The organism is Altererythrobacter sp. TH136 (assembly GCF_007065885.1).
Taxonomy (GTDB): Bacteria; Pseudomonadota; Alphaproteobacteria; order Sphingomonadales; family Sphingomonadaceae; genus Tsuneonella.
In genome coordinates, this window is record NZ_CP041409.1 from 2,142,087 (window position 1) to 2,161,151 (window position 19,065).

General features: G+C 65.0%; 20 protein-coding genes and 1 tRNA gene. 9 read left to right on the forward strand and 12 right to left on the reverse strand.

Going from position 1 to position 19,065, the window contains the following annotated elements; all coding sequences use genetic code 11:
• Positions 1-7 precede the first annotated feature (7 nt).
• Together virB11 and C0V74_RS10375 are read left to right on the forward strand one after the other, a co-directional pair.
• Positions 8-1,003, forward strand: coding sequence for a P-type DNA transfer ATPase VirB11 (gene virB11, locus C0V74_RS10370; RefSeq protein WP_143251700.1), 996 nt, complete (start codon positions 8-10; stop codon positions 1,001-1,003).
• 186 nt (positions 1,004-1,189) lie between these two features.
• Positions 1,190-4,168, forward strand: coding sequence for a TonB-dependent receptor (locus C0V74_RS10375; protein WP_143251701.1), 2,979 nt, complete (start codon positions 1,190-1,192; stop codon positions 4,166-4,168).
• Positions 4,169-4,224: 56 nt separating this feature from the next.
• On the opposite strand, the gene C0V74_RS10380 is transcribed toward C0V74_RS10375, so the two are convergent.
• Positions 4,225-4,965, reverse strand: coding sequence for a queuosine precursor transporter (locus C0V74_RS10380; protein WP_143251702.1), 741 nt, complete (start codon positions 4,963-4,965; stop codon positions 4,225-4,227).
• A gap of 56 nt (positions 4,966-5,021) precedes the next feature.
• Here C0V74_RS10380 and C0V74_RS10385 point away from each other — a divergent pair.
• The 4 genes from C0V74_RS10385 to C0V74_RS10400 all read left to right on the forward strand — a co-directional run bounded on the left by C0V74_RS10385 (position 5,022) and on the right by C0V74_RS10400 (position 9,762).
• Positions 5,022-5,098: transfer RNA gene (locus C0V74_RS10385), tRNA-Arg, on the forward strand.
• 236 nt (positions 5,099-5,334) lie between these two features.
• Positions 5,335-5,769, forward strand: coding sequence for a biliverdin-producing heme oxygenase (locus tag C0V74_RS10390; RefSeq protein WP_143251703.1), 435 nt, complete (start codon positions 5,335-5,337; stop codon positions 5,767-5,769).
• Positions 5,747-8,350, forward strand: a complete 2,604-nt coding sequence (locus C0V74_RS10395; protein ID WP_143251704.1) for an HWE histidine kinase domain-containing protein — start codon at positions 5,747-5,749, stop codon at positions 8,348-8,350. The genes C0V74_RS10390 and C0V74_RS10395 overlap by 23 nt, the downstream gene beginning before the upstream one ends.
• 104 nt (positions 8,351-8,454) lie before the next feature.
• Positions 8,455-9,762 (forward strand): L,D-transpeptidase family protein, encoded by a 1,308-nt coding sequence (locus tag C0V74_RS10400; RefSeq protein WP_143251705.1) that lies wholly within the window; start codon positions 8,455-8,457, stop codon positions 9,760-9,762.
• Between the two features lie 28 nt (positions 9,763-9,790).
• On the opposite strand, the gene C0V74_RS10405 is transcribed toward C0V74_RS10400, so the two are convergent.
• The 9 genes from C0V74_RS10405 to leuC form a co-directional block, all read right to left on the reverse strand.
• Positions 9,791-10,567, reverse strand: coding sequence for an NUDIX domain-containing protein (locus C0V74_RS10405; RefSeq protein ID WP_143251706.1), 777 nt, complete (start codon positions 10,565-10,567; stop codon positions 9,791-9,793).
• 304 nt (positions 10,568-10,871) lie between these two features.
• Positions 10,872-11,201: a Grx4 family monothiol glutaredoxin gene (gene grxD, locus C0V74_RS10410; RefSeq protein ID WP_143251707.1), complete on the reverse strand. Its 330-nt coding sequence runs from the start codon at positions 11,199-11,201 to the stop codon at positions 10,872-10,874.
• Between the two features lie 36 nt (positions 11,202-11,237).
• Positions 11,238-11,471, reverse strand: coding sequence for a BolA/IbaG family iron-sulfur metabolism protein (locus C0V74_RS10415; RefSeq protein WP_131626218.1), 234 nt, complete (start codon positions 11,469-11,471; stop codon positions 11,238-11,240).
• Positions 11,472-11,475: 4 nt separating this feature from the next.
• Entirely contained in the window at positions 11,476-11,799 is a 324-nt protein-coding gene (locus C0V74_RS10420) for a DUF1476 domain-containing protein (RefSeq protein ID WP_131626217.1), read from the reverse strand.
• Between the two features lie 54 nt (positions 11,800-11,853).
• The gene (locus tag C0V74_RS10425; protein WP_143251708.1) at positions 11,854-12,852 is read right to left on the reverse strand and encodes an NADPH:quinone oxidoreductase family protein; all 999 of its coding nucleotides are present in this window, start codon (positions 12,850-12,852) and stop codon (positions 11,854-11,856) included.
• A complete protein-coding gene (leuD, locus tag C0V74_RS10430; protein ID WP_143251709.1) occupies positions 12,849-13,463 on the reverse strand; it encodes a 3-isopropylmalate dehydratase small subunit in 615 nt (204 codons plus the stop codon). Before leuD ends, C0V74_RS10425 begins: the two co-directional genes overlap by 4 nt.
• Entirely contained in the window at positions 13,463-13,618 is a 156-nt protein-coding gene (locus C0V74_RS10435) for an isopropylmalate isomerase (RefSeq protein WP_131626214.1), read from the reverse strand. The genes leuD and C0V74_RS10435 overlap by 1 nt, the downstream gene beginning before the upstream one ends.
• 39 nt (positions 13,619-13,657) lie before the next feature.
• On the reverse strand, positions 13,658-14,218 hold the full coding sequence (locus tag C0V74_RS10440) for a DNA-deoxyinosine glycosylase (RefSeq protein ID WP_349236031.1): 561 nt from the start codon (positions 14,216-14,218) through the stop codon (positions 13,658-13,660).
• Positions 14,149-15,582, reverse strand: coding sequence for a 3-isopropylmalate dehydratase large subunit (leuC, locus tag C0V74_RS10445; protein WP_143251710.1), 1,434 nt, complete (start codon positions 15,580-15,582; stop codon positions 14,149-14,151). Before leuC ends, C0V74_RS10440 begins: the two co-directional genes overlap by 70 nt.
• Before the next feature lie 206 nt (positions 15,583-15,788).
• On the opposite strand from leuC, the gene C0V74_RS10450 reads away from it, so the two are divergent.
• Entirely contained in the window at positions 15,789-16,211 is a 423-nt protein-coding gene (locus tag C0V74_RS10450) for a thioesterase family protein (RefSeq protein WP_143251711.1), read from the forward strand.
• A 57-nt stretch (positions 16,212-16,268) separates the two neighbouring features.
• Here the strand turns inward: C0V74_RS10450 and C0V74_RS10455 are convergent, their stop codons facing one another.
• Positions 16,269-16,694 carry a hypothetical protein gene (locus tag C0V74_RS10455; protein WP_143251712.1) on the reverse strand — a complete coding sequence of 142 codons (426 nt, stop codon included), beginning with the start codon at positions 16,692-16,694 and terminating at the stop codon, positions 16,269-16,271.
• A gap of 141 nt (positions 16,695-16,835) precedes the next feature.
• Here C0V74_RS10455 and C0V74_RS10460 point away from each other — a divergent pair, with 141 nt between their 5' ends.
• Both C0V74_RS10460 and C0V74_RS10465 read left to right on the forward strand, forming a co-directional pair.
• The gene (locus C0V74_RS10460) at positions 16,836-17,354 is read left to right on the forward strand and encodes a sterol desaturase family protein (protein WP_143252271.1); all 519 of its coding nucleotides are present in this window, start codon (positions 16,836-16,838) and stop codon (positions 17,352-17,354) included.
• 38 nt (positions 17,355-17,392) lie between these two features.
• The gene (locus tag C0V74_RS10465; protein ID WP_246844840.1) at positions 17,393-18,649 is read left to right on the forward strand and encodes an MFS transporter; all 1,257 of its coding nucleotides are present in this window, start codon (positions 17,393-17,395) and stop codon (positions 18,647-18,649) included.
• Here C0V74_RS10465 and C0V74_RS10470 read toward each other — a convergent pair.
• Positions 18,646-19,053 carry a SufE family protein gene (locus C0V74_RS10470; protein ID WP_143251713.1) on the reverse strand — a complete coding sequence of 136 codons (408 nt, stop codon included), beginning with the start codon at positions 19,051-19,053 and terminating at the stop codon, positions 18,646-18,648. The genes C0V74_RS10465 and C0V74_RS10470 overlap by 4 nt on opposite strands.
• Positions 19,054-19,065 lie beyond the last annotated feature (12 nt).

Below are 19,065 nucleotides of genomic sequence, written 5' to 3' on the forward strand. Positions count from 1 at the left end.
GCGCGCGATGACCGCCGACGTCCACCCCTTGCCCGGCGTGGCGCCCGTTGGCGAACGAAGCGTCTATCTCGACGCCTACCTCGCGCCGTTCGCACAGTGGTTGGCGCGCGATTCCGTCACCGAGATCCTGGTCAACCGGCCGGGCGAAGTGTGGATCGAGGATGCGACGCTCGGCGGAATGCAGCGGATCGCCGCGCCCGAGATCGACGATCGGCTGGTCCAGCGCCTCGCCGAGCAGGTCGCGCGCGTCAGCCACCAGGGCATCAACCGCGAGCATCCGTTGCTGGGCGCGACATTGCCCGATGGCGCGCGAGTCCAGTTTTGCGGGCCGCCCGCCTCGCGCAAGCACTGGGTGATGGCGATCCGGCGCCATCGGCGGCTGGACCTGCCGTTGGACGCCTACGACGCGGGTCCGCTCACCGGTTCGGCGACTGCCTCGCTGCCGGACCCGCAGGCAGAGCCGATCGCATTCCTGCGCGCCGCCATCGCGCAGCGGCAGACGATCCTGATCTCCGGCGGCACCAGCACCGGCAAGACTACTTTCCTCAACGCCATGCTCGGCGAGATTCCGCGCGACCAGCGAGTGATCCTGGTCGAGGATACGCCGGAGCTGAAGCTGCCCGGCGACAACGGCGTCGGCCTGGTGGCGGTGAAGGGGGAACTCGGCGAGGCCAAGGTCACCGCCAACGAACTGCTGCAGGCTGCGCTGCGGCTGCGTCCCGACCGGATCGTGCTGGGCGAATTGCGCGGTGCGGAGAGCGTCAGCTTCCTGCGCGCGATCAATACCGGCCATCCGGGTAGCTTTTCCACCATCCACGCCAACAGCCTGCGCGGCGCGCTGGACCAGCTGGCGCTGATGGTCATGCAGACCGGCATCGGCCTCACCCGCAGCGACACGATCGCCTACGCCGCCAGCGTAATCGACATCATCGTCCAGCTGGGACGGGATGCGTCCGGGCGGCGGGGTATCACGGCGATCGCACAAAGCGCCGCGCTGGTTTGACGCACTCCGTGCGAACAGGATCGCCTCAGAAAGGCTCTGCGACCTCTCGCGGAAATGGGCAACAATGTTTCGTCAACAGGGCGTTTGTCTGCCGCGCATGTAGCCTATTGCCAGCACGTCGGAAATTGCATTAGCTTCGCTCCCGAAGAGAGCCGCGCCTAGACGGCCATTCAGAGGAGAGGAACTATGAGGGTCAAAGCAACCCTGCTGGCGGGAATCTGTGCGTCGTGCGTCGCCTTTCCGGCTGCTGCGCAAGACGTGTCACCCGAAAGTCCGCCCGATCAGACCGAACGCGCCGGGCCGATCGAGTCCGGCAACGTCATCGTCGTGACCGCGCAGCGCCGCGCGCAAGCCCTCCAGAATGTTCCGATCGCAGTCAGTGCGTTCACTGCCGAGGCCCTCGAGGCGCAGCAGATCGACAACGCGTCGGACTTGCAGCTGACCCTGCCGAACGTCACCTTCTCCAAGGGCAACTTCACCGGATCGAGCTTTACCATTCGCGGTGTGGGCGATCTATGCGTCGGCAACAGCTGCGACAGCGCCACCGGCATTCACATCAACGGTTCGCCGCTGTTCGGCACCCGCCTGTTCGAAACCGAATATTTCGATCTCGAGCGGGTCGAGGTGCTGCGCGGGCCGCAGGGCACTCTGTTCGGGCGCAACGCGACCTCGGGCGTGGTCAACTTCGTGACCGCCAAGCCCAACCTGGCAGAGTTTCAGGGCAAGGCCGAAGGCGAATACGGCAACTTCAATTCGATCAAGGCCAAGGGGATGATCAACGTCCCCGTTGGCGAAACGCTCGGCGTGCGCGTCGCGGGGTTCTACCTCAAGCGCGACGGCTACACGAAGAACCTGTTCGACAACTCCGACATCGACGGGCGCGACATGTACGCGGTGCGTGGATCGATCCGGTGGGAACCGGGCCCGAATACCACGGTCGACCTGATGGGTTATTACTTCCGGGAAAGTGACGACCGGCTGCGCATCCAGAAGCAGCTCTGCCAGCGCGATCCAACCGGGGTTCTGGGATGCCTGAACAATCGGCGCGACGCGGCCAAGGTCAACGGCAACTCCACCTTCCCGGCCGTTCTGGGTTCGCGCGAGGTGTTCGCGCTCAATGGGATCAGTCCGTTGCTCGGACTGGGGGTGGGCAGTCTCTATGGCCCCGATGGCAACGCCACCGCGGTCGAGCCGAGAGACGTGCGCACGGTCAACACCGATTTTACCCCGGAATATTTCACCGACGAAATCCAGGCACAGGCCCACATCGAGCAGTCGTTCGGCGACATCAATTTGGGACTGACCGGCATCTACCAGAAGGTCCGCATCGAATCCCGGCAGGACTACAACCTCGACGTGTCCGGGCGAACGACGATCCAGCCCGGGCTGAACTCTCTCGCATTCCTGGCCGCGAACGGCATTCCGGGCCTGCCGGGCACCGCTGCCTATTTCGCGCCCATCGCTGCGGCCCTGATCCCCAATGGACCGGGCGGGCAGCTCTGCACGTCGAACACCAACGCCAATGGCCTCGGAGCGTTCGGCGGCGACAGCGTCTGCGGCGACGGTCCGCTTGCATTCGACAGGTCGAACGGACGCAGCCAATCGTGGTCGGCGGAAGCGATCATCAGTTCGGACTTCGACGGACCGTTCAATTTCCTGCTGGGCGCGATCTACGCGCAGAACGAGATCACGAACGGCGATTATTACGTCAACGCATTCGCGATCGACTATTTCGCGTCCCTGTTCGGCACTTTCACTGCACTGAGCAACGGCCTGCCGCCATCGTACCTGGGCTCGCCGTACTTCCGCAACCACCTGGAGCGGTTCAAGCTGAAATCGTACGGCATCTTCGGTGAAGCGTACGTCGACATCTCGGACCGGCTCAAGCTCACCGCCGGTATCCGCTACAACAACGACAAGAAGCACGACGAATCGAACTCGACGCTCGCGTCGTTCCTGGTGCCGTACAGCACCACGACCGACATCTTCGATTCCCCGTTCGCCGGCAGCTTCGATGCCGACACCGGGGCCACGGGACTGCCGGGCGCGCAGCAACTGCGCATTCGGGACGTCAGCTTCGACGAGTTCACCGGGCGGGCGGTGCTCGACTTCCAGGTCACGCCCGATAATCTGATCTATGCGTCGTATTCGCGCGGCTACAAGTCCGGGGGCATCAACCCAGCCTTGCAGTTCTCGATCCCGGGGGTGACGGAATCGTTCGATCCGGAAATCGTCAACGCGTTCGAAGTGGGGTCGAAGAATACGTTCGCCAACGGCGCAATGCAGCTGAACCTCACCGGGTTCTATTACAAGTACAAGGGGTTGCAGCTCAGCCGCATTCTTGCCCGCACGTCGATCAACGACAACATCAATGCCGATATCTACGGTGCAGAGGCGGAAGCCGTCATTCGGCCGGGGCCCGACACCCTCGTCAACCTGGGTTTCAGCTACCTGAAGACCAAGGTCACCGACGATACCCTGTTCATCAATCAGCGCGATCCGTCGGGCGGGCTGCCGAACTCGGTGATCATCAAGGACATCGGACAGGCGTTCAACTGCGCCGTGGTGGCCAACGTCGGCGGACAGGCGTTCGCCGACGGCTTCGTCACAAGCGTGAACAACGGCATCAATGCCTCGCGCGGACTGACTGCCGCCAACGGGCTGCGGGGTCCCACTCCGTTCCCGGCCGATGCGAACGTCGGTGCAGGAAGCGGCGCCTTCAGCAGCTGCGCTGCGCTGGAAGCCGCCGCGGCTGGTACAGGCGGTGCGATCACCGTTTACGGCGGCGGCGTACCGGTCAGCATAAAGGGCAACAGTCTGCCCCAGGCGCCCAACTTCAAGGCGTCGATGGGCATCCAGCACACCATCCGGATGAACAGCGGGATGACCCTGGTTCCCCGGGCGGACGTGACCTACACCGGGGAAAGCTTCGGCAATATCTTCAACGGCCGGGTCAACAAGGTGCGAAGCTACGTCCAGGCGAACGCGCAGGTGCAGCTCAACGGAGTGGACGATCGCTGGTATGTGCGCGGTTTCGTGCAGAACATCTTCGACAGCAACGCGACCACGGGCCTATACCTGACCGACCAGTCGTCGGGTCTCTACACCAACATCTTCACGCTTGAACCGCGCCGCTACGGCATCGCGGCCGGGTTCAACTTCTAACGCGACTTGCGTTCTCGGGGGGAGGAAGGGCCGGGCGGAAACGTCCGGCCCTTTTCCTATCTGCTGCTGCGGCCGAACGGCGAAAAGTCGGTCGCGGTGTCGAACACCTCGGCACCCTCGCGGCGCTTCAGCGCGCCGACCACCACATAGGTCACCGGGGTCAGCGCCGCCTCCCACGCGGTCTTGATGGCCCACTGTGACAGGACCACCTGCATCAGTTGCTCGGGCGGCCACCCGGTCAGGCCATAAAACGCCAGCGGATAGAAGATCAGGCTGTCGAGGCCCTGGCCAACCACGGTGGACCCGATCGTGCGCATCCACAGGTGCTTGCCCCCGGTCATCACCTTCATGCGGGCGAGCACGAAGCTGTTGGCGAATTCCCCCACCCAGAACGCGATCATCGACGCCGCGACGATCCGCCAGGAGTTGCCGAACACGAATTCATACGCCGGTTGCCCGGGCCAGCCTGCGGCAGGCGGCAATGCAACGACGACCGCGGCCATGAACGCCATGAACGCCAGTGCGGCAAACCCGGTCCAGATCACCCGCCTAGCCCGGGCATAGCCGTACACCTCGGTCAGGACGTCCCCGATGATGTAGCTGATGGGGAAGAACAGCACCCCGGCGCCGAACGACCACTCCGTCCCGCCGGGCAGGGTCACATAACTGGGCTTGGCCGCGCCGATGATGTTCGACAGCAGCAGGATGGCAACGAACGCCGCCATGATCAGATCATAGTAGCGGAAGTGACGCGGCGCTGCGGCGTCGCCCTCGATGCGGGTAACCGGTTGGTCCATGCCGCGGATTATCGCGATTTGTCCGCGGCGAAAAGCAGGCTATGCGGCCCCGGCGCGCGCCCGTAGTTCAACTGGATAGAGCACGAGCCTTCTAAGCTTGGAGTTGCAGGTTCGAGTCCTGCCGGGCGCGCCAGCGCAACGAGTGGTTCACATCGCGGCCATTCGCCTCGGTGGGAGCGGTCTTACTTTCGGGTTGGCCTCCTCGCGACCCGCACATATAACTAAAGTTCAACAACTGGTCGCGCTGCGTCCAGGGAGTCGCATTTGAAGTCACCACTTCGGGAGCTGACCCGGGCGGAGCACGCTCGCGTCGACCTCCTGTATTCGCAGTTCAGGCTGGATACGCCCGCCGGCTATGCATCGTTTCTGTTGGCGCAAGGCGCCGCTTACTGCAGCATAGAGGCAGAACTCGACCGCAGCGGCGTCGAACGGTGGATCGACGACTGGCCGGCGCGCAGCCGCCGCGACCTCCTGCTCGCCGACCTGACCGAGCTCGGCGTGCGAGCCCCGGTATCCGACTGGGACCGCCGCCTGGAGCGGCCACCGGAGATGCTGGGCGCCGCTTACGTGCTCGAAGGATCGCGGCTGGGAGGCAAGCTGCTGGCCAGGCAGTTGTATCGCGGGGCGCCCCGACGATTTCTGGACGCGGCGGGTCCGCCAGCGGCCTGGCCCCGTCTTTTGAGCTTGCTGAACAGGAACCTTGTGTCTCCGACTGAACTTGAGGCTGCTGCCAGCGCCGCAAAAGACTGCTTTCGCTGTTTCGAGCGTGCGGCCCAGCAGAATGAGGAACCAGAACTTGCCTGATCCGCAAACAGCGGTCGATCTGACGAACTGCGATCGGGAACCGATCCACCTTCTGGGCGGCATCCAGCCGATCGGCTTTCTGCTGGCGCTTGCTCCCGACTGGACGATCACGCGCGCCTCGGCGAACCTTGACGCATTCTTCCCTGCACCGCCCCCGCAGCCGGTGGGAATGCCGCTGGACCAGGTGTTCTCCAGCGAGGCGGTGCACTCGCTGCGCAACCGGGTCGCGATGCTGATCGGGGAGGATTCGCTCGAGCGGATTTTCGGCATCGACCTGTTCGCAAACGGCGCGCGGTTCGACCTGGCGGTGCACGTGTCGAACACCGAAATCGTGGTCGAAGCGGAGCCGACAGCCGATCACGACAGCGATGCGACGAGCATCGTCCGGTCGATGGTCGCCCGGCTGCAAGGCACCGGCACGATGATGGAATACCTTGGCACGAGTGCGCGTCTCATCCGCAGCCTGACCGGGTATGACCGGGTCATGGTGTATCGCTTTTCGCCCGATGGATCAGGCGAAGTGGCGGCCGAGGCGTGCGGCCCAGATATCGGCAGTTTCAAGGGCCTGCACTATCCTGCCAGCGACATCCCCGCGCAGGCGCGGGAGCTTTACAAGCGCAACCTGCTGCGCGTGATCAGCGACGTCGAGGCCGAGCCGGTGCCGATCGTTCCCGCACTGGACAATGACGGCAATCCCCTGGACCTTTCGCTGTCGATCCTGCGATCCGTTTCGCCAATCCACATCGAATACCTGAAGAACATGGGCGTCGCTGCATCGATGTCGATCTCGATCATCGTGGACGGCGAATTGTGGGGCCTGTTCGCCTGCCACCATTATTCCCCGACCTCGCCGTCCTTCAAACGGCGTTCGGTGTGCGAACTCTTCGCGCAGATGTTCTCACTGGGCCTGGAGGTGCGCGAACACCGCGAGGTGGTGCAGTTCGAAAGGCACGCCCGCGACCTGTCGGACCAGCTCCTGGGCGCGGTCGCGTCCGATGAATCGCTGCTCAACGATCCCGACTGGTTGAGTGACATCCTGACGAGCGCGATCCCGGCCGACGGCGTGGGCGTCTGGATGAACGGAACCGCCGCGATGTCGGGGCAGACCCCCAGTCCCGAAGAGTTTCGCCAGATCATCGGCCACCTGACCGCCACCGCCAACAGCGACGTGGTGGCGACCGATCACCTCGCGTCGATCATGCCGGGTGCCGAGCATTTCGCGCACAAGGCCGCCGGCATGCTCGCGATCCCGCTGTCGCGCACCATGCGCAACTACGTGCTGCTGTTTCGCGAGGAGTTGGTCCGATCGGTCAGCTGGGGCGGCGATCCGCATAAGCCGGTCGAATACGGGCCCAACGGACCGCGACTGACGCCGCGAGAGAGCTTCGCCGAATGGAAGGAAACGGTCCAGGGCCACTCCAAGCCGTTCACGTCGTCCGAACTGCGGGTCGCGGAAACCTTGCGCACCACCTTGATCGAGGTCGTGCTGCGAATGGCCGACGAGGCAACGGTCCAGCGCAAGCAAGCCAACGAGCGGCAGGAGCTGTTGATTGCCGAGCTCAATCACCGGGTCCGGAACATCCTCGGTGTGATCCGCGGTCTGGTCCGGCAATCCAAGCAGCATGATGGCGATGTCTCCGCGTTTGTGGAGACGGTCGACGGCCGCATTCACGCGCTCGCACGGGCGCACAACCAGATCACTGACGATCATTGGGGCCCTGCTCCGATCCAAGCTCTGATTGACGCCGAGGCGGCCGCCTTCCTGTCCGATCGGCCCGATCGGATCACCACCAGTGGCGGGTACGTGCTGCTGAACCCGCAAGCGTATTCCACGATGGCCTTGGTGATCCACGAACTGGTGACCAATTCGTCGAAGTACGGGAGCCTGTCGACCGATGGGATCGTCGACATCTCGTGGCGCCGCAGCCCGGACGGCGATTTGTTAGTCGACTGGGTCGAACAGAACGGTCCGCGGGTGAAACAGCCCAGCCGACAGGGCTTCGGCACGACCATCATCAATCGCTCGGTCCCGTATGATCTGGGCGGGCGCGCATCCATCGATTATCCGGCGGAGGGGGTGCGGGCGCATTTCTGCATTCCGTCCCGGCACGTCAGCGAATCCTCTGCGGATCACATGCCGGTCATCAAGTACCCGCGTCCGGCGATCGGCCATCCCGTGCCGCCACCACTCCACATCCTGGCGGGCCATTCGGTGATCCTTGTCGAGGACAGCCTGATCATCGCCTACGATGCAGAGGACATCCTTGACCGGCTCGGAGCTGAGGCCGTGCTCACCGCCGCCAATGCGGCCAATGCACTGGAGTTACTCGACCGTACGGCGCCCACGATCGGCATGCTGGACATCAATCTTGGCGAGGGGACGAGCCTGCCGGTGGCGGACGCACTGGCCGATCGCGGCATCCCGTTCTTTTTCGCCACCGGGTACGGGGACCAGGCGCAGCTTCCCGATCGGCATGCCCATCGGCCCATCCTGCAGAAACCGTACACCCTGGAGAACGTCGCGAAAGCATTCGACGCCTTGCTGGCCATGCAGGTAGCAGGGACTGACGCGACCTCTTGATGCGTCGCGGTAAGGGCGCGACGCGAGCCCGATGATGCCGGCGTTCGCTTGGGGTACATGTGCGACCCTGTATCAGGTGCCTGAGCAACTGGGAGATTGATACAATGCTGCGCGTGATGGGGTCACTGGCTGCAGCCGTGATGCTGACAGCAGCGCCGGCATCTGCGCAGATCGAGCGGATCGATGTGCCGCCGAGCCGCCAATCCGGGCTGGACATGACCCTGATCGACGCAGACGCGATGCCGCCCGAGCCGGAACTGGCGCGGCGCCAGCGGGACGATGAGGTCGAAGGGTGGAGCGATGCCCCGCTCGACCCGCTTGCCCCAGTTCATCCGCTGTACGCCGATCTGCAAAAGCAGCTGGACCAGTACCGGAGCAAGTGGAGCCAACTGCCGCAGGTCCGCATCAACACAGGTCCGGCCATGTCGGCCGGCTCGACGGACCCCCGAGTCTCGGCCTTGCGGGAGCGGCTGGGCCTGTCCCGCGCGGGGCGGTTCGACGCGGCGCTTTCAAGCCGCATTTCCGAATACCAGAAGGCACATGGCCTGGTGGCTGACGGCAAGGTCAGCGCGCAGACCATCGAGTCCCTCAACAAGGGCGCCGTTTATTATGAAGCCCTGATCCAGTTGAACATGGAGCGCGCCCGGCGGCTCCCGACTGCCGCCAGCAGCGGACGATACGTGCTGGTCGATGCCGGATCGGCGCGCTTGTGGATGTATGAGAACGGCCGTCCGGTGGACAGCATGAAAGTCGTGGTCGGCTCTCCAGATACGGAGACGCCAATGATGGCAGCCCCGCTGCGGTTCTCCAGCGTCAATCCATACTGGAACGTGCCGCTGGAACTCGCGCAAAGGTTGATCGCTCCGAACGTGCTGAAAGGCGGGCTCACGTATCTGTCCGACCGGGGTTACGAGGTGCTCGATGGCTGGTCCGATGATGCGCCGGTTGGCGATCCGCGATCGGTGGATTGGGAGGGCGTGGCGCGCGGCGACGTCAAGATCCGGGTACGGCAGCTTCCGGGCGGAGCAAACTCAATGGGCGAGATCAAGTTCATGATGCCGAACCAGTTTGGCATCTATCTGCACGACACACCGAACAAGGCGCTGTTCAATGAAGAGGAGCGGTGGGTGAGCAACGGCTGCGTGCGGGTGGAAGATGCGCGCCGCCTGGCCCGTTGGCTGCACGGCGAAATGCCGCAGGGCGCATCGCCCAGGCGGGAGGAGCAGGTCGAGCTCGATCAGCCGGTCCCGGTTTACATCACGTACTTGACCGTCGGAGCGGACTCAGGAGGGCCGGTCTTCCGGAAGGACCGGTACGAACGCGATGCTGCCGTGCTCCGGCGCATGAACGTCGGGACGGGTAGGATGCTCGATCGCGATGCCGAATTCCGCGAGGCGATGACGCTGGGTTAGTCCAGCCGGCCCGATCTCCGCGCGTTCATCAGCCGCGCGCAACCGACGTCAGCGGCTCTCCCGTGATCGGATAACCGGCGTCGTCGTCGATCATCAGCCAGTTCTCGCCATCACGCTCCGCGATCCAGGGGGTGATCGTCTTGACCGGGACAGCCTCGGCCTGGGCGCGAGCGTCTTCGAATGAAGCGAACTCTGCCAGCCGTTCCAGATTGCGGCGCGTGGGAAAGATCAGCGCGATCTCGCCGTGCTCGGCGGCTGTCAGTGCATCGGCGGCACCAGTCCAGAAAAGATGCGTGTTCTCCGTCGCGTCGATCTCCAGGTCCACCGCCCCGGTGCCGAGATCGGCCAGGTAAAAGCGGGTGTCGAAAATGCGCGGCAGTCGCTCGTTTTTCGGGTGCCAGCGGGCGAACGGGATGATTGCATCCAGATCGAGCGTCCACCCCATTGCTTCCAGCACCGGCGCGAGCGCACCGCCTTCCAGCAGCAGCTTGCGCGCCGCCGCCGCTTCGCTGGCGGATGGACATTGGGTGATGCCGACGACCAGCCCGGTTTCCTCGAGCGTTTCGCGCACCGCTGCGATCCGGTGTGCGACTTCTTCGGCATCGAATGCGCAGTCGAGCGACGCGGCGAGATCGTAATCGGCGGGATCGACCCGTCCGCCCGGGAATACCGCCATGCCGCCGGCGAAGGTCATGGCCCGGTGGCGCGTGATCATCAGGATTTGCGGTGCGCCACCGTCCGGAGAGCGACGGAATACGATCACGGTCGCGGCGGGGATCGAGGCGGGCTGCTGGTCGCTATCCATTGCCCGGTTGTGGCGAGCCGCCGGTTTGTTGCCAAGCCCTATCGCGATCCACGCGGATGTCGGGAAACTTTACATCCGGCCCAAGCGGTTAAGGCAATTAACCTTCGAACCTGCCGGATTTGCGCAGGTTCGCAGGATTGGCACGGCTCGTGCAGAGTAACCGTTACCCCAACGGTCTTCGTGCGGAGGAAGAGCCTTTTGTCTCCCGGCTCTTCCTCCCGGCCACCCAGAACCCAGAACGCAAAAGAAAACCCGTCCGGCCTACCCAGCCGGACGGGTTCTTTCTTTTACCGGAGGTCGCGGTCTAGCCGGCCTGAGCCGTGCCGCGCTCGGCGAGCAGTCGCTGAAGCTCGCCCGCCTCGTACATTTCCATCATGATGTCGCTTCCGCCAAGAAACTCACCGCCAACGTAAAGCTGCGGAATGGTCGGCCATTCGCTGTAGCCCTTGATCCCCTGGCGGATCTCCATGTCCTGCAGGACATCGACGCTTTCGTATTGCGCCCCGCAGTGGTCGAGAATGGCGATTGCGCGGCTGGAGAAGCCGCATTGAGGGAACAGCGGCGTGCCCTTCATGAAAAGGACCACGTCGTTGCTATGAACGATATCGCTGATGCGCTGATTGACGTCGGACATGGCCGAACCCTTTTAAACTGGAGAAAACCTGGACTCTCAGTTGGGAGCGGCGGTGGTCAGTTGCAAGGCGTGGAGCTCTCCGCCCATGCGCCCGCCGAGCGCCTCGTACACCAGTTTATGCTGAGCAATCCGCGTCTTACCGGCAAACGCGGATGAGACCACGTGCGCGGCATAGTGATCGCCGTCGCCCGCCAGATCGCGGATTTCGATCTGCGCATCGGGCAGGGCGGCGCGGATCAGCGCCTCGATCTCGGCCGCTGCCATCGCCATGCGATCAGCTTTCGCTCATGAGTTGGCGGCGGGCTTCGACACTCTTCTCATCAAGCGCCGCGCGTACTTCGGCCTCGTCGACTTCGCAGCCCGCGCCCGTGAGATCGCCCAGGACCTTGCGGATCACATCCTCGTCGCCCGCTTCCTCGAAATCGGCCTGGACCACCGCCTTGGCATAGGCATCGGTTTCCTCGGCGGTGAGACCCATCTTCTCAGCCGCCCAATGACCGAGGAGACGGTTCCGGCGCGCGTTGACCCGGAACGTCGTTTCCTCGTCCATCACGAACTTGCGTTCTTCGCCGCGCTGACGGTCACTGAAATCGGTCATTGTCGCCTCTCGAGTAGCTTTCCCGCCGGCCATACGGCTGCTGGCCGGCCAAGACTAGCCCATCGTCACCACCAGCTTGCCGACGGCCTCGCGGTTTTCGAGCTTGGCGATCGCTTCGCCGCCCCGCTCGAGCGGGAACGTCTCTGAGATCAGCGGGTCGATCTTGCCGGCCTTGAGCAATTCGAACAGCTCGTCCGCCTGCGCGTGAAACTTTTCCGGCTCGCGCGCGGTGAACGCGCCCCAGAACACGCCGCAGATGTCGCAGCTTTTCAGCAGGGTGAGGTTGAGCGGCATCTTGGCGATCCCGGCGGGGAAGCCCACCACCAGGAACTTGCCCTCCCAGGCGATCGAGCGCAGCGCCGGTTCGGAATACTGGCCGCCGACAATGTCGTACACGATGTTGGCGCCATCGGGCCCGCACGCGGCCTTGAAACGGTTCGCGAGATCCTTGGAAGCATCCTTGTCCATCTGATCCTTGGGATAGACGACCACGTCGTCGGCGCCTGCGCGGCGGGCGACTTCGCCTTTCTCCTCGCTGGAGACCGCGGCGATGACTTTTGCGCCGAACGCCTTGCCCAGTTCGACCGCAGAGAGACCGACACCGCCGGCCGCGCCCAGCACGAGCATCACGTCGCCCGGCTTGATGTGAGCCCGGTCCTTCAGGCCGTGGATGGTCGTGCCGTACGTCATCATCAGCGACGCGGCTTTTTCCAGCGGCACGCCTTCGGGCACCGGGAACAGCCGCTTGGCGTCGACCGCGATCTTTTCCGTCAGCCCGCCATGACCGATGCCACCGAACACGCGGTCACCGGCCTTGAACTGGGTCACGCCTTCGCCGACCGATTCCACCACGCCAGCGATCTCGCCGCCCGGGGCGAACGGGCGTTCGGGCTTGAACTGGTACATGTCGCGGATGATCAGACCGTCAGGGAAGTTGATCGCGCATGCCTTGACGGCGACCACCACTTGGCCAGCTCCAGCCTGGGGATCGTCGATCTCGTCGAGCGTCAGGCTGTCAGGTCCGCCAACGGCGTGCGTGCGAAGGGCTTTCAAGCGGCTTTCTCCGTAGTCTTGGTAAGGCTGGGGGCGAGCCACGGCATGTCATGCGCGCGCCTCTGTTCGTAAGTGGCGATGGCTTCGTTCCGCGCCAACGTGAGGCCGATCTCGTCGAGGCCGTCCATAAGACAAGCCTTGCGGAAAGGGTCGATCTCAAACCCGAAGCGGTCCTGAAAAGGAGTGCTGACGACCTGATGTTCCAGGTCGATCGCCACCGGATCGGTGCGCGCGACCTCCAGCAGGCGGTCGACATCGGCTTGCGGCAGGACGACCGCGAGGATCCCGTTCTTGAACGCGTTGCCGGCAAAAATGTCGGAAAAACTGGGCGCGATCACTGCGCGCACGCCCATGTCGCGCAGGGCCCAGGCGGCATGTTCCCGGCTCGATCCGCAGCCGAAGTTGTCGCCCGCGATCAGGATCGGCGCGCCCGCGAATTCCGGATGGTCGAACACGTTGCCGGGTTGCGCGCGCACCGTTTCGAACGCGCCGCGCCCGAGCCCTTCGCGGGTGACTGTCTTGAGCCAGTGCGCGGGAATGATGACGTCGGTGTCGACGTTCTTGGCACCGAACGGGATCGCCCGGCCTGTCACTTCGCGCAATGGATCCATCAATCGGTTTCCGGGGGTTCGCCCGAAGGGGGCGCAGGCCGGTCGGACGCTTTCCGCTCCTTGCGTTTGTTGGCATACAGCAGCGCGGCTGCGATGGCGGCAGACCCGATGGCCGCGCCCGCTGCGATGGCTTTTCCGGAAAGTTTATCGCTCATGGTTCAACCATGCGGCCCGCTCTGGATGCACGCAAGGGGTCAGACCAGGAAATCGGCTAGTCGTGCCCAAAGCCGCTCTTTCTCGGCGAGTGGCAGGGAAGCGTGGGCGGGTGAGGACGAGGCCAGGTCGATCAAGGCCAGGCCGCTGCCGACCAGTTGGGGACGGCCGATGACGGCGCTCTTGCGCCCGTTGAACGCCACGGCGCGCAGGTCGGGGAGAGCGGCGACGAGTTCTGCCACCGTGGCGTGCTCGGCATCGCGAATGGCGGCATCGAGGCTGCCGACCCGGGTGGCCGAGGCGACCGTGTCCCACAGCGCGATCCGCGCGCGCTGGAGAGCGGAGATCCGGTCGGCATAGTCGAGCCCGACAAGGTCCGTCCCGATCACCCCTCCGATCAAATGCCAGAACAGGTTGCGCGGGTGCGCGTAGTATCGCTGCTCCGCGAGCGACGCTTCCCCGGGCAGGCTGCCGAGGATGAGCACCCGTGCATCGGGCGTCGTTATCGGCGGGAATGCGGCCTTGCGGTTCGTCAGCCGACCAACTCGCGTACGTCCGTTAGCCTGCCGGTCACGGCGGCCGCCGCGGCCATCGCCGGAGATACAAGATGCGTGCGGGCGCCGGGTCCTTGCCGGCCGACGAAGTTGCGGTTGCTGGTGGAGGCGCACCGTTCGCCCGGCGGCACTTTATCGGGGTTCATCGCCAGGCACGCCGAACAGCCAGGTTCGCGCCATTCGAAGCCTGCGTCGGTGAACACCCGATCGAGACCCTCGGCTTCGGCCTGCGCCTTGACCAGCCCGGACCCGGGCACCACGATCGCCCATTTCACGCCTAACGCCTTGCGCCGCCCGCGCAGCACGGCGGCGGCGGCGCGCAAGTCCTCGATCCGGCTGTTCGTGCAACTGCCGATGAAGACGTTCTCGATCGTCACTTCCGCCAGCGTCTGTCCCGGCTCGAGCCCCATGTAGGCGAGGCTGTTGCGCACGGCTTCCTGCTTGGCGGGGTCGGCAAAGCTTTCGGGCAACGGAACCGAGCCCCCGATCGGCGCGACATCTTCCGGGCTGGTCCCCCAGGTCACCGTCGGCTCGACCTCGGCGGCGTCGATGACCACCACCTTGTCGAATGCGGCGCCGTCATCGGTTCGCAACGATCGCCACCAGGACACGGCGCGCGTCCACTCTTCGCCGGACGGGGCGAGAGGCCGTCCGCGCAGGTAATCGAACACGACATCGTCCGGTGCGATCAGTCCAGCCCGAGCACCGGCCTCGATGCTCATGTTGCAGACGGTCAACCGGCCTTCGACACTCATGGTTTCGAACACCTCCCCGCGGTACTCGATCACGTGGCCGGTCCCTCCGGCGGTGCCGACGCGGCCGATGATGTGCAGGATCAGATCCTTGGCGCTCACCCCAGCGCCCAGCGCCCCAGTGACGCGCACTTCCATGGTCTTCGACTTGCGCAGCAGGAGGGTTTGCGTGGCGAGCACATGCTCGACCTCGCTGGTGCCAATCCCGAAAGCCAGCGCGCCGACCCCGCCATGCGAAGCGGTGTGGCTGTCGCCGCAGACGATGGTGGTGCCGGGCAGCGAGAACCCCTGTTCGGGGCCTACGACATGGACGATACCTTGCGCTGGCGCGGTCGCGTCGATGTAGGCGACCCCGAATCCGGCGGTGTTGCGCTCCAGCGCCGCCAGCTGCGCGGCGCTTTCGGCGTCGGCGATCGGCAACCGGTTGCCTGTCGCGTCCCGCCGGGCGGTCGTGGGAAGGTTGTGGTCCGGCACCGCGAGCGTCAGCTCCGGCCGTCGTACGGGTCGGCCCGCCGCGCGCAGGCCTTCGAATGCCTGGGGGCTGGTGACCTCGTGCACCAGATGGCGATCGACGTAGAGCAGGGCGGTCCCGTCGTCGCGCGTTTCGACGACGTGAGCGTCCCAAATCTTCTCGTACAGAGTTCGCGGTCGACTGGCCATGCGCCGGGCTTGGCCCGCTGCCCCCCGGCGGCGCAAGATGGGAAAACTTGGCGCTGCTGCGCGCCAGCGTTTAGCGGCAGGCTGCCGCCGCGCTTGAAGATGTCCGCCGGCGCATCACGCCGCCTGGCGGCTCACACGGCAAGCCGCAACGCGCGCGATGCGAGATAGTCATGGAATAGCAACCGTGCCGCGCTTAACTTACAGCTATGTCAGCAATCCCTTTCCACTTCCCGATTCGAATCCTGCCCGCGGACATCGATTTCATGGGCCACGTGAACAACGCCCGCTATCTGGGATGGGTGCAGGATGCGGTCCTGGCGCACTGGAACAAGCTGGCGCCGGCCGAAGCGGTGGCGGAGCGGTTGTGGGTCGCGCTGAAGCACGAGATCACCTATCGCCGGCCGGCCTTTCTCGAAGATGACGTCGTCGCGCGCACCGTTCTTGAGAAAATCCACGGCGCCCGGGCATTCTATCACACGATTATCCAGCGGGGCGAAGTCGTGCTGGCCGAGGTGCGCTCAAGCTGGTGCTGTGTCGATGCCGGCACATTGCGTCCGGCGCGGATCGGCGACGAGATTTCGCGGCTGTTCTTCCCCGCGACCAATGCGGACACCGGCCCGGCGACCTGACGCGCCACGAGGCGCCCCGCCTTCCGGTGGGACGCCTCATGAAGTTCACGCGTTATCTTACCAGCGGCGACCGTCGTTATCGCGGCGCTCGTATGCCAGACGCTGACGGAGCTGCTGGATGCGGCTCTGCAGAATCTGCGCTTCGCGATTGGTCAGGCCGTTGCGGCTGTAATCGCGATACTGCATGCGCAGGTTCTGGACCGCGCGCCGCAAGCTGGCGGCCTCTCGCTCCGAAATGCGATCCCGGCCGTCGATGCGCTGGATGCGCTGCGCCAGCTGATCGATCTGGGTGCGGATCGCGTGCGTTTGACCGCGCTGATCGTAGCGGCCATCGCGCTGATCGTAACGACCGTCGCGCTGGTCATACCGATCGTCGTACCGATCGCGCTGCTGCTGGTAGCTCTGGGCCTGCGCCGGGATTGCCGTTGCAAGCGATGCGCTGCCGGCGAGTGCGGCGAGGATAATCTTGGTGCTTGTCCTCATGGCTAGTATCCTTCTGTATGCCGATCAATTCGGCGACGCATTCATATTTGCGCCTGTGAATATGAACGGCACGAGAATGCGAACTCGGCCTTGCGGCAAGAAATCGTCGCGCTCTCGCTTGTCAGCGACTACATGAAAGGCATGTCGCTGCTGCTGCCCTTCCTTATCACCCTCGCCGCTGTCGTGGGCATGGAGTTTGTCGCGTGGGCCAGCCACAAATACATCATGCATGGCTTTGGCTGGGGCTGGCACCGCGACCATCACGAACCGCACGACAACTTTCTCGAAAAGAACGACCGCTTCGCGCTGGTCGGCGCGGCGCTTAGCATCGCGATGTTCGCATTCGGCAGCCCGATGATCATGGGGGAGGCTGCGTGGTGGCCCGGAACTTGGATCGGCGTCGGCGTGCTGATCTACGGCGTGATCTACACGCTGGTGCATGACGGCCTGGTGCATCAGCGCTGGTTCCGCTGGGTTCCCAAAAGCGGGTATGCCAAGCGGCTGGTGCAGGCGCACAAGCTCCACCACGCGACCATCGGCAAGGAGGGCGGGGTGAGCTTCGGGTTCATCGTCGCGCGCCATCCCACCCGGCTGAAGGCCGAACTGAAGCGCCAACGCGAGGCCGGCGTGGCGATTGTCCGCGAGAGTGCCGGCGCTTGAATCCGGCGCCGCTGGCCGACGGCCGACCCGCAGCGCCGATGTCCCGCACTTCGATGATCATCGCCGGCTTTTCGACGGTGGTCGAATGGTACGATTTCACGCTCTACCTGTACCTGGTCACGGTACTGTCGCGGGTGTTCTTCCCGGACGCGGAGCTATCGGTCCTGACCACGCTGGCGGGATTCGCGGTCGCCTATCTGATGCGCCCGGTCGGCGCGGCGGTGTTCGGTCACATCGGCGATCGCTATGGCCGGCGGCAGACGATGCTCGCCTCGATGGCGTTGATGACAGGGTCGATGCTCGCGACGGCCCTGCTGCCCACCCACGCGCAGACCGGCGCGACTGCCGGCGTGCTGCTGCTCGCGATCCGCTGCGTGATGGGGTTTTCAGTGGGCGGCGAATACACCGGGGTGGTCGCCTACCTGCTCGAAGGCGCACGTCCCGAGCGGCGCGGGCTGATCACATCGCTGGCCGCGGCGTCGAGCGAAATCGGCGCATTGCTGGCGGCGGGCATCTCCGCCCTGACGGTGAGTCTGCTGCCTGACGACGCGCTGACGAGCTGGGGTTGGCGCGTCCCGTTCCTGTTCGGCGCCCTGCTCGCCGGCAGCGTGCTGATAGCCCGGGCGCGCATGGAGGAATCGCCGGAGTTCGAGCAGCAGGTAGCGCGCGGATCGGTGCCGCAGCGACCCTTGGCCTATGCACTGCGCCGCCACCGGCCAGGCATGGTGCGCGGTTTCGCCGTCTCGGCGCTCGGCTCGATCACGTATTATGTCGGGATCACTTACGTGCCGGTGTTTCTGGTGTCGGTCGGCGCGATGGATGAAAGCGCAGGACTGTGGCTCGCGACGGTGGCGGCGCTGGCGGTGATCGTGGTGACGCCGCTGGTGGGCGCACTGTCTGACCGGATCGGGCGCAAGCCGGTGCTTATCGGGCTCACGCTGGCGAGCGCGGCGCTGCCAGTGACGCTGTTCAGCATGCTGGCGGGTGCCTCCGCCTCCGCCGCGTTGACCGGGGCCGTTGCGCTCGCGCTGATCGCCGGCGGGGTGAGCGCGGTCGCCGCGTCGGCTACGGCGGAGCAGTTTCCCAGCGAAGGCCGGCTGAGCGGCCTCGCTTTCGGCGTCACCAGTGCAACCGCGCTGTTCGGCGGGGTTGCGCCCTATGTATCGCAGCTGCTGCTCGAGCGGACCGGATGGGCACCGCTGCCGGGCGCATTGATCGCGCTGGTGGCGGTGTTCGTTTTGCCGGTGTTGTGGCGCATGCCCGAGACCGCCCCGCGCCTGCTGCGGAGGAGCTAGCCCGCCGCCAGCCGGGCAGCGTGCGCCTGCACCAGCGCAATCATGTTCGGCACACCCTGGGTGCGGTTGGAGCTGAGCTGGTTCTTGAGATCGAAGGGCGCCAGCGCGGCCGCGATGTCCATGCCCGCGACCTCTGCCGCCGCCTTGTCCTGCACCGCGGCGATCACGAGCGCGACGATACCCTTCGTGATCGCGGCGTTGCTGTCCGCAAGGAAATGCAACCGGTCCGGTTCGCCCGTGGGGTATACCCACACGCTTGCCGAACACCCGCGGACCAGTGTCGCGTCGGTCTTGAGCGGGTCGGGCATCGGCTCCAGATCGCGGCCAAGATCGATCAGCAGGCGGTAACGGTCGTCGGCGTCGAGGAACTCATATTCCTCGGCAATGTCATCAAGCGCGCGCATGAGCGGCGCCCT